The following is a 14,639-nucleotide window of genomic DNA, read 5'->3' as shown; positions in this document are numbered from 1 at the left end:
GGTCTGTCTAGCTTTCATCCCAGAAATCATAAAAATTGAACCAGTTGTACGGATAGGCCAGGCAATGCCTTTCCAGTGCGGCCACATATTTGTCCAGCAGTGCCTGCATGGCGGCCTCCCGCTGTGACCGTCCAAGTGCGGAAAAGTCTTCCAGCAATTCAAAATGCACCCGGTAGCGGTTGCCGCCCAGATAGATGCCAGCCATGAAGTACACCGGCTGCTTGAGCATGGCGGCCATGCGCAGCGGCCCGCTGGGAAAGCGCGCTGGCGCACCCAGCAGCATGCGGCTGAGATATTCGTCCGGCCCGGCAGCACGGTCGGCCAGAATGCCGACCAGTGCGCCCTCTTCCAGCCGGGCATGCACCTTGAGCATGGCGTCCATGGTGCCCAGCGGAATGATGTCCGGAGCCAGTGCCGGGTTGATGGCATGCAAGGCCTGATTGATCTGGCGGGCGTTTTCCGGATACATCGCCATGCTCACCTGCATGTCGGGGCGAAAACGCGCCATGGCGCGCAGCACTTCAAAACTGCCCAGATGCGCGCCAAACAGCAGCAGGCCCTGACCGCCTTCCTGATGCTGGTGCAGGGCTGCGGCACCGGACAGGTCGATGTCGAAGACATCAAAGCGGTCACGCAGCAGGTAAACACGGTCGTGAATGGTGGTGGCAAAGCTCAGCACATGCCGGTACACATCGCGCCAGCGCGCTGGCCGCCCCAGGCTGCGGGCCAGATACTGGCGCGAGGCGCGGCACGCCTTGCCGCCAAACAGCACGAAATAGGCGGCAATGCCATACAGCACCAGCCGCGAGCAGCGCCGCCCCAGCAGGCAGGACAGCGTGGACATGATGCGCAGCCAGAAGCGGCTGCCGCGCTCGCGCTGCTGCATCCATTGCGGCTTGGCCTGGCTGTCCTTGTCCTCGCTCACGCGGCAGGCTCCGTATCAACGACAAACTTGCCGTCCGCCACCTTGCTGCCAGCATGGGAAATCACAAAGGATACGTTACCGCTGCCGATGGAAAATGCCAGTTGCAAGGCCTCGCCCGGTGCCACCGGGCGGTGGAACTTGGCCAGCGCCAGGCCGGTCAGCACCACGCCGGTGGCGGCTTGGATGGCCAGTTGGGCCTGATCCAGCAGCACCACGCCGGGCAGGATGGGGCGGCCCGGAAAGTGGCCGGGATAGGCCGGATGATCGGCAGCAATCAGCAGTTCGATGTGCTGCATATCAGTCGCGCCCGGCCAGATGGCTGGCAATCAGCGCCTGCACGGTGCGGGCCAGAATCTTGCCATTGCCGTCACGCGGCAGGCTATCAACAAACACCACGTGGCGCGGCAGAAACACCGAATCCAGGTGCTGGCGCAATCCGGCCAGAATGGCGGCGCGGTCCAGCGTGGGCGCCACCACAAACACCGCCAGACGCTCCACCTCCTCGCCGCTACCGCGCTCGGGCACGCAGAACATGCCATCCACCACGCCGGGCAGGCTGGTAAGGGTGTTGTTCAGGAAGGTCAGCGAGCTGCGCTTGCCAGCCACATTGATCATATTGGCCTTGCGATCCACCAGCCGGAATTGCTGCGGGCTGTACAGCTCCACCGTGTCGTTCAGCATTTGCGGGGTCTCGTACACCGCGCCCACCGCCCACAGTTCGTCGTCGCGCATTTCCAGCGCAATGCCCTGCAAGGTTTGCCAGGTGGTTTCCACAGCGGTTTCGCGGGTGGCCACCTGGCCGGTTTCGGTGGAGCCGTAAATTTCCAGTACCGGACAGCCCAGTTGCTGCTGGGTCTGGGCGGCCAGCGCGGCAGACAGCGGAGCCGTAGCCGACAGAATGACGGCAATCTCCGGCAGGCTGATGTCGGCATCCAGCAGCTTGCGCAGATGGAAGGGCGTGATTACCAGCAGACGCGGCGCGGGCATCTCGGCCAGCGCATCGGCAATGTCTGCGGGGAAAAACGGAATACGGCCAGACATGCGGCCACCAGCGAAAATTGGCAGCAACACGCTGGATTCCAGGCCGTACATGTGGCGAATGGGTACCGTACCCACCACCGAACAGGCCTGTCCCGCCGCACCCCACACCCGCTCGGCTCCGGCCAGAATGGCCAGCCGCAGACGGCCAAAGGTTTTGAAATGTGGCAGGGGCGTGCCGGTGGAGCCCGAGGTATACAAACAAGCCACGCGCTGATCGAAGGGAATCTGCGGCAGCGCGGCCTGCGCCAGCTCCATGCGTGGCGGCAGGGTGTTGATCTGCATATAGGGCAGATCAGCCACCGGGCATTCCGCCTGGTCGCCCAGCACCAACAATCCCGGCTGCTCCACCGCCACGGCGGCGATATGTTCCGGTGCCGCCGAATTGGGCAATACCGTCACCATATTGCGGGCGATGGCTGCAAACAGCGCCACGGCAAACCAGTAACGGTCGGCGCACATATTGAGCACCCGCTCGCGCGCCGGCAGGGCCGCTGCCAGGGTCAGCACCTGGGCGCGGAAGGTGGCGCGGTCGATTTCCTGCTCGTTAACGTAGGCAAACGCAGTGGTCGGGTCAGTATCGGGAAGAAGCGGTATCAGGTTCATGGGCAAAATGGCATGGACGGCACAGCAGCGGCCTAATCGGCACTGTCGCGGCACTGCGAATATTTACGATAGGACTGTATGGTCTGGGCGATGCTGAACGGCGGGCTGCCTGGCAACACCCACTGGCGGATCAGGTATTCACCACCAAACATCAGCCCGAGCGATACCGGCGTCAGCACTGCGGCATAAAAAGCCCACCAGGCCAGTGGTGCCAGTGCAAACAGGCCGAGCGACAGCATGGCGGAGAGGGCAAAGTAAACCGTCCAGGCCAGTGTCACTTTCCAGGTGTAGTGAAAGTAGGCGGCATCCAGCGGTGCGGCAATCGCAATGCGGGCAATGCGCGAACACAGCGCCCCCTCGTGGGTGCGCAGCGTGCTGCCAAACATAAAGCCAAGACCGCTCATGATGCCTGCATGCTGCAGCAGATAAAACCAGGCGGCGTGCGCCAGCAGGCGGTCAAGATTACCCACAACGGCCAGCAGGGCGGCAGTACAGGCCAGCAGTGCCGGCCAGCGCAGGCGGGAATTCCAGCAGGCGGTCAGCAGGCCCAGGGTAAGCGGCGCAGCCCCCACCACCACGGCATATACCGGCGGGTGATTGGATGAGGAAGCCAGATAATCCATCACCACATACAGCAGTCCGGCCATTGCCAGCACAGCCAGGCGCAAGATGCGCCATCGCGGGCTCATTTGCTGCGGTGCTCGCGAATATAGGCAGCCAGTTTGCGCAGCGAGGCGAAAATGGTGGAGTTGTCTTCGTTATCCGCTTTCATTTGCACGCCATATTGTTTTGACATAACCAGGGCGATTTCCAGAATATCAATGGAGTCGATTCCCAGTTCATCGCCATACAGCGGTGCTTCAGGCGCAATATCGGTGGCGGCGATATCAAGATTCAAGGCGGAGACGATCAACCCGGCGATTTCGCTTTCCAGCGCCAGGTCCGGCTCGGTATGTGCAGAGTGTTGCTGTTCCATGATTTGCAATAATCGTTTCTGTTTTAAGGGAATTGCCGGCAATCGCCAATGTCACACAGTTTCGGTATCATCGCCGGTCGTAAGAATGATCTCTTGGAAACCTGAATAATTCCTACCCATATTCAGCACCAAGAGACATCAGAAAAATGAAGACGGAGTATACCCTCACGTATTCAGCAGGGCAAAAATCAGACGTTTCACATGTAATTGCATATGAAAACATGCCAATAGGAGGGGATTTGAACGAGGGCATGACAAACAGCAATGGCACAGCCAGAATACTGGAAACGGTACTTACCCGCTTCTGGTTCAAGATGTTCGGCACCATGGGTTTTACCCTGGTGTTTTTTGTTGCCTATGTCTATCTGCTGCGCCATCCGGCCTCGGCCGTCCGCATTGTGCCAACCACCGCCGTCGACGGCTGGGTTGGTTTCCACCCCTGGGCGCTACCGGTTTATCTGTCGCTGTGGGCCTATGTGTCCTTGCCACCGGTGCTGATGCTGTCGCATCGCGAGATCATCGCCTATGGCTTCAAGGTGGCACTGCCCTGCGTGGCCGGTCTGCTGGTTTTCTATTTCTGGCCCAATGCCATTGCCCCGCCAGACATAGACTGGCAGCAGTATCCCGGCGTGGCCTTTCTGAAAAACGTGGATACCGCTGGCAATGCCTTCCCCTCGCTGCATGTGGCCACTGCGGTGTTTTCCGGGCTGTGGCTGCACTGGCGGCTGCAGGCGCTGCGCTGGCCGCGTGCACTGCAGTGGCTGAACCTGCTGTGGTGCGTGGCCATTGCCTACTCCACCATGGCGGTCAAACAGCATGTGGCACTGGATGTGGCTGCCGGCACCTTGCTGGGGGCAGGCAGCGCATGGCTTACCGGTTTGCAAGCCCACGCCATGCCGCTGCATCGTGACCACCGCCAGCCCGGCAACCAACCACGCGCATGATCAACCTTTTCCCGTAGCAAGCTTGCAGCATGTACCCAGATACCCGATTGCAGTTTTCCACGCTCACGCCGGCACTGGCCGCAGGCCAGGCCCCGGCAGATGCCGGGCACATTCTCGGCATGAGCCATATCGGCCAGCCCGCCAGCGCCCAACCCTGGCCTACCCAGCCGGTGTTGATGCCCTTGCTGGGCCATAGCGCCTGCGCACTGCAGGAGTACTGGCATAGCACTGCGCCGATACGGCGTGGACAGTTTGGGGACATCCACTTCAGCAAGGCCGCAGAGGATGTGCTGTATGGCGTGATTACGCTGGAAGAAAGCAGCATCCAGCCCACGGGCGACGCATCTGCGCTGCAACTGCTTGCCGAGCAGGCTTATCGTCAGCTGTTTGGTTTGCTGGCTGTGGAAAACTGCCCGCACCTGTGGCGGATATGGAATTACATTCCGCGCATCAATGCCGAGCAGGACGGCATGGAGCGCTACCGCCAGTTCAATATCGGCCGGCATCAGGCCTTTGCCGCCTGCGCACGCCCGGTGGACAGCAGCCCGGCGGCCTGTGCACTGGGTACGGCGGCGGGTCCGGTCAGCCTTGCCTTTCTGGCCAGCACCCGCCCGGCCTTGCCGCTGGAGAACCCGCGCCAGGTCAGCGCCTTTGCCTACCCGCGCCAATACGGCCCGCGCAGCCCCACGTTCAGCCGTGCGGCACTGGCCAGCCAGCCGGGGGAGGACATCCTGTTTATTTCCGGCACCGCCAGCATTGTCGGGCATGTCACGCTGCATCAGGACGACGTGGCCGCGCAAACCCGCGAAACCTTTGCCAATATCGCCATCCTGCTGGATGAGGCCAAGCGTCAGCATGCCGCCGCCTTCACCCTGCAACAGCTGGACTACCGGGTTTATATCCGCCATGCCGCCGACTACCCGGCGGTGCGCGCCGCCTTCTTGCAGTGTGTGGGCGATGACAGCCGTGCCGTCTATGTGCAGGCAGACATCTGCCGGGCAGACTTGCTGGTGGAGATTGAAGCCCAGGGTTTCAGACCGCGCCGCTAGCTTAATCGCCTGCCCCCGCCCAAGCCGGGGCAGGCAAGCACGCCGTGCCGGTCAGTCACTACCCAGTTTCCAGCACAAGTGCACAGTTGCTTGTCACCCTGGCAGTGCTGCTTTCCATGCCATTGCCAGCCGCGCTGCCACCAGCCGGTCCATCTTCTAGCCCGGCAGGCGGAACACATGACAGATGGCATGACTCTTGCTAAGATTTCATACATTTTAAAAAATAATCATACGCAAGCACCCTCTGCCCAGCATCAGAAAGACAGCCCCATGCATATCCCCGACGGTTATCTCAGCCCCTCTACCTGCGCCCTGGCCTACGCCGTCGCCCTTCCCTTCTGGTTGCTGGCCTACCAGCGCGCCAAGCGGCTGCTGCATACCCGGCTGGTGCCGCTGTTTGCCGTGTTTTCCGCGTTTTGCTTTGTCATCATGATGTTCAACCTGCCACTGCCCGGCGGCACCAGCGGCCATGCCGTGGGCATGGCGATTGCCAGCATCGTGCTGGGGCCGTGGGCTTCCATCATCGCGGTATCGCTTGCCCTGCTGATTCAGGCACTGTTTTTTGGTGATGGCGGCATCAGCAGCTTTGGTGCCAACAGCCTGAATATGGCGGTGGTGGGCTCACTGGTGGCCTGGGGCGTTTACCGCCTGCTGTCTGCCGGGGCCAGCCTGTCCTCGCGCCGCCGCGTGCTGGCCGCCGGGGCTGCCGGTTATCTGGCCATCAATGCCGCCGCCTTGCTGACCGCCATCGAATTTGGCGTGCAGCCCATGCTGTTTCACGACGCCAGCGGCACACCGCTGTATGCGCCCTATCCGTTGTCTGTGGCCATTCCGGCCATGATGATCGGCCATCTGAGCTTTGCCGGCCTGGCGGAGATGCTACTGACAGCAGGCCTGGTGGCCTATTTGCAACGCTCCCAGCCAGAACTGCTGGCTGGACAGGCTGGCCTTGACGGGCAGTCCGCCAGCCGTGGCCGCAGCGCACGTTCGCTCTGGTACGGGCTGGCCGGGCTGATGATCCTGTCGCCACTGGGTTTGCTGGCAGCCGGTACCGCCTGGGGTGAATGGGCGGCAGAAGACTTTGCCGATCCGACGGCACGGCAGGAAATCATCCATGCCTCCGGCCTGCATGCACTGCCGCAAGCCGCACCGGAAGGCTTGGCCAAGCTGGCCGGATTGTGGTCTGCCCCCTTTCCTGACTATGCACCAGCCTTTATCCACAGTGCGGGCTTCGGCTACGTGCTGTCGGCCCTGTTTGGGGCCGGACTGATCCTGCTGAGCCTGCTGCTGTTATCGCAGCTGGCTGGCAAGCGCGGCCTGCCACAGTGAGCGAACAGTCTTTTCTGAAGGCGGGCCACCGCCATCGCGGTAATGTGGCGGAACGCATGGTGCATGGCCTGCAACAGGTGATGGAGCATGCACTGGACGCCGAGTCACTCAGCACACGCCAGGGCCTGCTGCAGCAACTGGATCCGCGCATCAAGCTGCTATCGCTGCTGGCCATGCTCAGCGCCACCTTGCTGGCGCACCAGTTAACCAGCCTGTTGCTATTACTGGCGCTGGCCGTACAGCTGGCGCATTGCTCGCAGGTTTCACTGCGCCAGCTGTATCGCCAGGCCTGGCTGAGCGTGCTGCTGTTCAGCGGTGTGCTGGCCTTGCCAGCGCTGTTTCTGGTGCCGGGCGAGACACTGTTTACCCTGCCCTTACTGGGCTGGCATGTCAGCCGCCAGGGGCTGCTCAGTGCGGCCCTGCTGCTGGGCCGGGCCGAGGTATCCGCCAGTTTTGCCCTGCTGCTGATGCTGAGCACACCGTGGATGCACGTGCTCAAGGCCATGCGCAGCCTGGGCGTGCCGGTGCTGCTGGTGGCCCTGCTGGGCATGACTCATCGCTATGTTTTTGTGCTGTTGCAAACCGCCAGCCAGATGTTTGAAGCCCGGCGCAGCCGCATGGTGGCAGCGCCCTCCGGCCGCATGGCACGCCAGTTGGTGGCCAGCAGTGGCGGCGTGCTGCTGGGCAAGGCGTTCCAGCTCAGCAGCGATGTGCATCTGGCCATGGTGTCGCGTGCTTATCGCGGGGATATCTACCTGCTACACAGTTTTCACACCCGCAAACGTGACTGGTGCGCCCTGCTGCTGGCCAGCGCCCTCCCCTTTTTGATTGTCTGGACTCACGCATGAGCACACCGGTTTTCAGCCTGCAACAGGTCAGCTACCGCTACCAGCAGCACACGGCGCTGCATGAACTGACGCTGGATATCCCCGCTGGCAGCCGGCTTGCCCTGCTGGGGGCCAATGGCTCGGGTAAATCCACCCTGCTACGCCTGTTGGACGGCCTGTATTTTGCCCAGCAAGGCGAGGTGCGCGCCTTTGGCGAAGTGCTGAGCGAAGCGGCGCTGGCGGAGGATGCGCGCCACTATGCCTTCCGCCGCCGGGTGGGGCTGGTATTCCAGAACCCGGACGTGCAGCTGTTCAATCCCACGGTATTCGACGAGCTGGCCTTCGGCCCGCTGCAACTGGGCTGGCCAGAGCAGGACATTCGCGCCGCCATTGCCGCCACCTTGCAGCAATTTGGCATCAGCCATCTGCAGCAGCGCGCGCCGCACCGGCTGTCCGGTGGGGAACGCAAGCGGGTGGCCTTGGCCTCGGTGCTGATCATGCAGCCGGAAGTATTGCTGCTGGACGAGCCGACCGCCGCACTGGACCCGGCCAGCCAGAGCGAGGTGCTGCGCTTCTTGCTGGAGAGCAAGGGCAATGGCCGCACCATCATTACCGCAACGCACGATCTGGACAGCGTGGCCGACATTGCCGATCACGTCATCGTGCTGGCCGAAGGCCGCTTGCTGGCGCAAGGCAGCCCGCAGGAAATCCTGGCCGACCACGCGCTGCTGGCGCGCAGCCATTTGCTGCATGCGCACCCGCACCGGCATGCCGATGGACAGGTGCACAGCCATCCACACGCCCACGGCCATCAGCACAGCCATGCCGGCCCGCGCAGCACCTATCGCCAGTGGGGCCGACGGCAGGGCTGAGCAGCGCTCAGGAGGATGGCTTGCGGCGATACAGTGTGCCGCTGTGCGCGGCAGGCTTAACCGGAATCAGCTGCACCTGGCCGTGACGCACGCCGGTTTCGGCAATAACCGAACGGGCAAAGCGCTCCACCTCGCCGCTGTCGCCACGCAGGATCACCGTTTCGATGCAGTCATCGTGGCTGATATGTGCATGCATGGTGGCCACGGCCAGATCGTGATGATCATGCTGCAAGCCGGTCAGCCGCGATGACAACTGGCGTTCGTGGTGATCGAACACATAGCTAAGCACCGCCACGCAGGGGCCACCCGTCTCGCCAGCCAGATTATCCTCGCCCAATTCACGGCGCAGCATGTCGCGTACCGCCTCGGAACGGCTGCTGTAGCCGCGCCGGGCCATTAATTCATCAAATGCCTGCGCCAGCTCGTCGCTGAGCGAAATGGTCAATCGTTGCATGCTTGTCTCCGGAAACAGGGCAAGAGCATAGCAGAGGAAGTGCAAGGCGCAGGCATCCGGCTGGGGAAAAGACAGCGGGGACGATGCATGCCGCCCTCGCCCCCGTCATCACCAGCCCCTCAGCCGTACTAGCGCTGCGGATACCAGCCCACCAGGCCCGGTTGCAGATTAATGCTCACCTGCTTCACCTGCTGGTATTCCTGCAGGCCGTTGACGCCCAGATCGCGGCCATAGCCGCTCATCTTGTAGCCGCCCCACGGTGCTTCGTTAAAGGTGGGGTTGTAGCAGTTGATCCAGGTGACACCGGCACGGATTTCCTTCACCACCCGCAGCCCACGGGCGCCATCAGTGGTGAATACCCCACCGGCCAAGCCGTAAGGCGTGTCATTGGCCATGGCGATGGCCTCGGCTTCCGTGGTGAAGGTCTGGATGGCCACCACCGGGCCGAATACTTCTTCGCGCACGATGTCCATGTCGCGGGTGCAATTGTCGAAGATGGTGGGCCGCACGAAGTAACCCTTGGCGCATTCACCCTCGACATAGCGCGCGCCACCACATACCAGCGTGGCACCCTGCTGCTTGGCGCGTTCGATATGGCCCAGCACCTTTTCCAGCTGCGCGGCTGACACAATCGCGCCCATGTCGGCGTCTTTCATACCCGGCGCAATGGTGATGGCATTGGCACGTTCGGCCAAGCGGGCAACAAAGCGGTCCTTGATGCTTGCTTCAATCAGGATGCGCGAACCGGCCGAACACACTTCGCCCTGATTGAAGAACACGCCTATCATGGCCCATTCCACCGCACCTTCCAGATCGGCATCGGCAAAAATGATGTTGGGCGACTTGCCACCCAGCTCCAGTCCCACTTTTTTCAGATTGCCCACCGCTGCGGCGGCAATGGTTTGCCCGGTGCGGGTGCTGCCGGTGAAGGTAATCATGTCTACATCAAAGCTGGCGGCCAGCTCTTGCCCGGCAGCCGGGCCGCTGCCCAGCACCAGGTTGGCGGTACCGGCCGGCAGGCCGACGGCATCAAAGATTTCAAACAGCGCCACCGCCGACAGCGGGGTGACTTCGCTGGGCTTGAACACCACGCAGTTGCCCGCCGCCAGCGCCGGGGCCAGCTTCCAGGTGGCCATCAGCAAGGGGTAGTTCCACGGCGTGATCAGCGCGCACACGCCTACCGGCTCGTGCATGGAATAAGCATGCATCGGGCCAAAGCCGTCGCTGACTTCATACACTCCGCCCTGCGGCTTGGTGATCAGCCCGGCGTAATAACGGAAGCAGGCCACGGCATCGTCCACATCACAGCGCGCCTCGCGCAGCGGCTTGCCATTGTCCAGCGTGTCCATCACCGCCAGTTCGTCGGCGCGGGCGGCAATGGCATCGGCAATGCGCAGCAGCATGTCGGCGCGCTTGGGCCCGGCCATGCGCCGCCAGCTGCCGTCACGGTCAAAGGCATGACGTGCAGCGGCAATCGCCTGCTTGCTGTCCTCGGCCACGCTGTCGGTAACCAGGGCAATCACCTCGCCATTGGACGGGTTGATGACTTCGCGGGTAGCGCCGCTGACCGAGGCTTGCCAACGGCCATTGATGTAGTTGTTGCGCACTTGCATGTTTCTTCCTCCTGCCTTGGTATTGTTGTGCCGGGCGGTCTGTGCCGCTCAGGCGATGTAGATTTTGCGCAGTGTTTGCGTCACCACCCAGGTGGTGGCGGTACCGGCGGCCAGATGGCCCACGGTGCCGGGCTGCAATTCCAGCGCCGGGCGGCCATCGGCAAACTGTACGCTGGCCTTGCCGGACAGCACGATGAAGAATTCATCCACTTCCACATCGGTGGTGACGCTGGGCGACATTTCCCACACGCCGATGCTGCAACCGTGCAACTGGCCCAGTTCGGCAGTGCCGACACGGGCCGGGCCGGTAATGATCTGATCAGCCGGAACATCGCGGTATTCCAGCGCAACACGCGTGGCATCCACGCTGTGATTGGCCAGCAGGGCAAAGGGATTGGACATGCTTGCTTCCTTTGATTCTTAAACAGGGGGCGAACAGATTCAGGAGTCGAAACCCAGACCCAGCGCATCCATGGTGCGCAGCATCAGGTTGCGCTTGCCATGGTTGTGGTCGGCACGGTTCAGCGACCAACGCGTGGCCTGTACCGCAACATAGGTCAGCGGCTCTGGCGGAAACGGCGGCGGTATCTCACGCACCATGCGCAGCCGGGTACGCGGCGTGTCCAGCCCGTCCAGCTTGTCCAGCAGCACATTGGCGGCAAAACGGGTGGCCCCCACGCCCAGGCCGGTAAAACCGGCGGCATAGGCCACCTTGCCGCCACGCGCCAGCGCAAAAAAGGCGCAGAAGCGGGTGGAGGTATCGATGGCCCCGCCCCAGCGGTGGCTGAAACGCAGCCCGGCCAGTTGCGGGAAGGTAGTAAAGAAGTGACTGGCCAGCCGGGTGAACGAGGCCGGGCGGTCGTCGTAGCCATCATCTACCTTGCCGCCAAAGTTGTAGACGGCATCGTAACCGCCAAACAGGATGCGGTTGTCGCGGGTGATGCGGTAGTAATGAAACTGGTTGGCCATGTCGGCAATGCCTTGCCGGTGCTGCCAGCCGATGGACGCCAGTTGTTCTGCGCTCAGCGGCTCGCTCATCAGTACATAGTCGTACACCGGGATGGTGTGCCAGCGATAACGCTTGAGCAGCGAAGGAAAAGCATTGGTGGCCAGCACCACGCGGGCGGCATCCAGCTCGCCCGCAGCCGTGCAGAGCCGCACGCGGTTGCCACGGCTATCCAGCGTGGTGACGGCGGATTGTTCGTGAATCTGCACGCCCAGCTCAACCGCCACCCGCGCCAGTTCCAGCACCAGCTTGCCGGGGTGAATCATCGCCGTGCTGTCTTTTTCCCAGATGCCGGACAGAAAGGTGGGCGAATTCAGCTCGGCGCGGATTTGCGCGGCATCCATATAGCCTTCGCCACGCAGTTGCTCGTCCTGATAGGGTTCTACTGCCACCACCAGCACGCCGGTACGCTCGAAGTCACACTCAATGCCATAGCGACGGATGGTGGCTTCGATTTCATCCAGGTTCTGCAAACCCTGGGCATCCAGCTCGGCCATTTCCTCCGGCCAGCGTTGTTGGCCGTTTTCCTCGCCATGAGTGATGCTGGCTTCGCAAAAACCGCCGTTGCGGCCGGACGCAGCCCAGCCCACCTGACGGCCTTCCAGCAGGGTGACAGAGCGCGACGGATTGCGCTCCTTGGCCAGAATGGCGCTCCACAGGCCGAGAAAACCGCCGCCGACAATGGCCAGATCGGTACTGGCCTTGCCTTGCAGCGGGGGGAAACTGCGGCGCAGATGCGCCACATCGTCGCCCCAGAACGGGCGGTTGACGCTGCCAGCCAGCGCGGCGTCGATTAGCGCTTGTTGCGGTGCCTCACGTTCAAACACGATTTGCGGCATAAAACAGATATTCCTTGGGCATGGGACAGTTCACGGGAGAGACACGCGACGCTGCACGGGCGGGCAAGCGCGGTATCGATCATGCGATGCCGACACCCGGCCTGCAAGACCTGTGCCATGAAAGCAGCACAGACCGCAGACGGGACAGCGGCCGACACAATGGCGGATAGCCCGGTAGCACTGCGCAGCCCCACACCATGCAACAACTGTCCCGCACCGCAATCCGGCTGGGCAGTGTGTTGCTTGGCATAGCTTGAACCAGGTGATATGTTGAGATAAATCCTGAATTTCTTACCTTCAGTTTCAAAAATACTCAACTGATGAGCAAAAAAAAATCTCTCGCCCAGGTTAGCGATTTTGATATCCGCCTGTTGCGCCTGTTCAAAACCGTGGTGGAATGCGGCAGCTTTTCCGCCGCTGAAAGTGTGCTGGGCATCAGCCGTTCCGCCATCAGCCTGCACATGGGCGATCTGGAAAAGCGGCTGGGCATCTGCCTGTGCCAGCGTGGCCGGGCCGGTTTTGCGCTCACCGATGAAGGCCGTGCCGTGCTGCATGCCAGCCAGACCATGCTGTCGGCCATCGAGGAATTCCGCACCGAGGTGAACCAACTGCACCATCAGCTGCGCGGCGAGCTGAACATCGGCATCATCAACAACCTGGTCACCCAGTCGCACATGCATCTGACCCATGCGCTCAAGTCGCTGAGCGCACGCGGGCCGGGGGTGCGCATCAATATTTCCATGACCACCCCCAGCGAAATTGAACTGGGCGTGCAGGACGGCCACCTGCACGTGGGCGTGGTGCCGCTGATCAATCCGCTGTCCGGGCTGGACTACCTGCCACTGTACGAAGAACATTCGCTGCTGTACTGCAGCCGCGAGCACCCTTTCTTTGCCCGTGCCGATAGCGACATCAGCGAGGCCGAGCTACGCAGCGCCGAAGCCATCGCCCCCAACTACCGGCTGACGGTGGAGGCCATGGCGCAACATCATGCGCTTAACTGCACCGCCACCGCCTCCGACCGGGAAGGCATTGCCTTTTTGATTCTCACCGGCAGCTACATCGGCTTTTTGCCGAATCACTTTGCCGCTGGCTGGGTGGCGCAAGGCGTGCTGCGGCCCTTGCACCCAACCCAGTTCTGCTACGACATCCCGCTGAACGTGGCCATGCGCAAGGGGCGGCGGCCCAATCTGGTGCTGGAGTACTTCCTGCAATCACTGGAACAAAGCCGTAACGCCTGAATGTGTGGTGTGTAGCTGACATGCAAAAGCCCCCTTGCGGGGGCTTTTTGCTGACTGCATATTGCTTGCGCTGTGGATGACGGCTTACTTGCCAGCTTCACCAACAAAGATTTCCACACGGCGGTTGGCGGCACGGCCAGCCAGGGTGCTGTTGTCGGCAACAGGCTGACGCGAGCCCATGCCGTCGATGCTGATGCGGTTGGCCGCTACACCATGGCTCACCAGATAGTCGCGGGTGGCACTGGCGCGGTTGACCGACAGCGGGTTGTTGATGGCATCGCTGCCGGTGTTGTCGGTATGGCCGACAATGCGCACGGTGGTGACCGGGTTTTGCTGCAGGGTGGTGGCAAAGCGATCCAGCACCGGGCGCAGGTTGGGCTTGATGTCGTAACGGCCGGAGTCAAACGACACGTCGCTCGGAATATTCAGCTTGAGCTGGTTGTCGGCGGTCTGGCTTACGCTGACGCCAGTGCCTTGCGAGGCTTTTTCCATCGCCTCTTTCTGCTTTTGCATATGCTGCGACCACAGATAACCACCACCTGCGCCCAAGGCCGCACCCACGGCAGCACCGGTTACTGCACTGCGGCCGGTATGGCCACCGGCAGTCAGCGCGCCCAGCAAGGCACCAACCCCCGCCCCCACCGCAGCACCGGTACCGGTGGTTTGCTGGGTTTCGCTCATATTGGCGCAACCGCTCAGGCTGGCAGAGGCGATGGCAACAGCCACCAGGGTAGTCATCAGGTTTTTCATCGTGATCTCCTCGTTGCGGTGTGTGCATCTCACACCGCCAGGGTTGGGTCCGGGCCGATGGCCGCTTGCCGCCATGGAGCAGCAGCTACATGGCAAGGTGCCATCTGGCATATTTCAGGCATCTGCTTCTGGCAGCCCGGACGCTGACAAGTTCACTAACGGTCGGACAC

16 protein-coding genes are annotated in these 14,639 nt (G+C 62.1%); 6 read left to right on the top strand and 10 right to left on the bottom strand.

Annotated elements, in window-relative coordinates; all coding sequences use genetic code 11:
* Positions 1–7: 7 nt before the first annotated feature.
* Genes ACODR9_RS09180 through ACODR9_RS09160 form a run of 5 tightly spaced genes read right to left on the bottom strand, consistent with a single transcriptional unit; the run spans position 8 to position 3,545 of the window.
* Entirely contained in the window at positions 8–925 is a 918-nt protein-coding gene (locus ACODR9_RS09180) for a lysophospholipid acyltransferase family protein (RefSeq protein WP_488808953.1), read from the bottom strand.
* The gene (locus ACODR9_RS09175; RefSeq protein ID WP_488808952.1) at positions 922–1,221 is read right to left on the bottom strand and encodes an ApeI family dehydratase; all 300 of its coding nucleotides are present in this window, start codon (positions 1,219–1,221) and stop codon (positions 922–924) included. Before ACODR9_RS09175 ends, ACODR9_RS09180 begins: the two co-directional genes overlap by 4 nt.
* Position 1,222: 1 nt before the next feature.
* Positions 1,223–2,569: an AMP-binding protein gene (locus tag ACODR9_RS09170; RefSeq protein ID WP_488808951.1), complete on the bottom strand. Its 1,347-nt coding sequence runs from the start codon at positions 2,567–2,569 to the stop codon at positions 1,223–1,225.
* A 32-nt stretch (positions 2,570–2,601) separates the two neighbouring features.
* The gene (locus ACODR9_RS09165) at positions 2,602–3,258 is read right to left on the bottom strand and encodes a COG4648 family protein (protein ID WP_488808950.1); all 657 of its coding nucleotides are present in this window, start codon (positions 3,256–3,258) and stop codon (positions 2,602–2,604) included.
* A complete protein-coding gene (locus tag ACODR9_RS09160) occupies positions 3,255–3,545 on the bottom strand; it encodes a phosphopantetheine-binding protein (RefSeq protein WP_488808948.1) in 291 nt (96 codons plus the stop codon). The genes ACODR9_RS09165 and ACODR9_RS09160 overlap by 4 nt, the downstream gene beginning before the upstream one ends.
* Positions 3,546–3,796: 251 nt before the next feature.
* On the opposite strand from ACODR9_RS09160, the gene ACODR9_RS09155 reads away from it, so the two are divergent.
* The 5 genes from ACODR9_RS09155 to ACODR9_RS09135 all read left to right on the top strand — a co-directional run bounded on the left by ACODR9_RS09155 (position 3,797) and on the right by ACODR9_RS09135 (position 8,566).
* Positions 3,797–4,489 carry a phosphatase PAP2 family protein gene (locus ACODR9_RS09155; RefSeq protein ID WP_488808947.1) on the top strand — a complete coding sequence of 231 codons (693 nt, stop codon included), beginning with the start codon at positions 3,797–3,799 and terminating at the stop codon, positions 4,487–4,489.
* Positions 4,490–4,518: 29 nt separating this feature from the next.
* A complete protein-coding gene (locus ACODR9_RS09150; RefSeq protein ID WP_488808946.1) occupies positions 4,519–5,538 on the top strand; it encodes a chorismate transformation FkbO/Hyg5 family protein in 1,020 nt (339 codons plus the stop codon).
* Positions 5,539–5,808: 270 nt separating this feature from the next.
* On the top strand, positions 5,809–6,867 hold the full coding sequence (gene cbiM / locus ACODR9_RS09145; protein WP_488808945.1) for a cobalt transporter CbiM: 1,059 nt from the start codon (positions 5,809–5,811) through the stop codon (positions 6,865–6,867).
* On the top strand, positions 6,864–7,715 hold the full coding sequence (cbiQ, locus tag ACODR9_RS09140) for a cobalt ECF transporter T component CbiQ (protein ID WP_488808944.1): 852 nt from the start codon (positions 6,864–6,866) through the stop codon (positions 7,713–7,715). The genes cbiM and cbiQ overlap by 4 nt, the downstream gene beginning before the upstream one ends.
* A complete protein-coding gene (locus ACODR9_RS09135; protein WP_488808943.1) occupies positions 7,712–8,566 on the top strand; it encodes an energy-coupling factor ABC transporter ATP-binding protein in 855 nt (284 codons plus the stop codon). The genes cbiQ and ACODR9_RS09135 overlap by 4 nt, the downstream gene beginning before the upstream one ends.
* Positions 8,567–8,573: 7 nt before the next feature.
* On the opposite strand, the gene nikR is transcribed toward ACODR9_RS09135, so the two are convergent.
* The 4 genes from nikR to ACODR9_RS09115 form a co-directional block, all read right to left on the bottom strand.
* A complete protein-coding gene (gene nikR, locus ACODR9_RS09130; RefSeq protein WP_488808941.1) occupies positions 8,574–9,020 on the bottom strand; it encodes a nickel-responsive transcriptional regulator NikR in 447 nt (148 codons plus the stop codon).
* A gap of 128 nt (positions 9,021–9,148) precedes the next feature.
* Complete coding sequence (locus ACODR9_RS09125; RefSeq protein WP_488808939.1) at positions 9,149–10,633, bottom strand: aldehyde dehydrogenase family protein; 1,485 nt, start codon at positions 10,631–10,633, stop codon at positions 9,149–9,151.
* 48 nt (positions 10,634–10,681) lie between these two features.
* Positions 10,682–11,035 (bottom strand): cupin domain-containing protein, encoded by a 354-nt coding sequence (locus tag ACODR9_RS09120; RefSeq protein ID WP_488808938.1) that lies wholly within the window; start codon positions 11,033–11,035, stop codon positions 10,682–10,684.
* Between the two features lie 39 nt (positions 11,036–11,074).
* Complete coding sequence (locus tag ACODR9_RS09115) at positions 11,075–12,478, bottom strand: NAD(P)/FAD-dependent oxidoreductase (protein WP_488808936.1); 1,404 nt, start codon at positions 12,476–12,478, stop codon at positions 11,075–11,077.
* 320 nt (positions 12,479–12,798) lie between these two features.
* On the opposite strand from ACODR9_RS09115, the gene ACODR9_RS09110 reads away from it, so the two are divergent.
* A complete protein-coding gene (locus ACODR9_RS09110; protein WP_488808935.1) occupies positions 12,799–13,719 on the top strand; it encodes a LysR family transcriptional regulator in 921 nt (306 codons plus the stop codon).
* Between the two features lie 84 nt (positions 13,720–13,803).
* Here ACODR9_RS09110 and ACODR9_RS09105 read toward each other — a convergent pair whose 3' ends face one another.
* A complete protein-coding gene (locus tag ACODR9_RS09105; protein WP_488808934.1) occupies positions 13,804–14,469 on the bottom strand; it encodes a YiaD family glycine zipper/OmpA-like lipoprotein in 666 nt (221 codons plus the stop codon).
* Positions 14,470–14,639 lie beyond the last annotated feature (170 nt).

The organism is Aquitalea sp. FG25 (assembly GCF_057809375.1).
The sequence above is the reverse complement of the archived record's forward strand: the minus strand, read 5'-3'. Positions and strand labels throughout refer to the sequence as shown.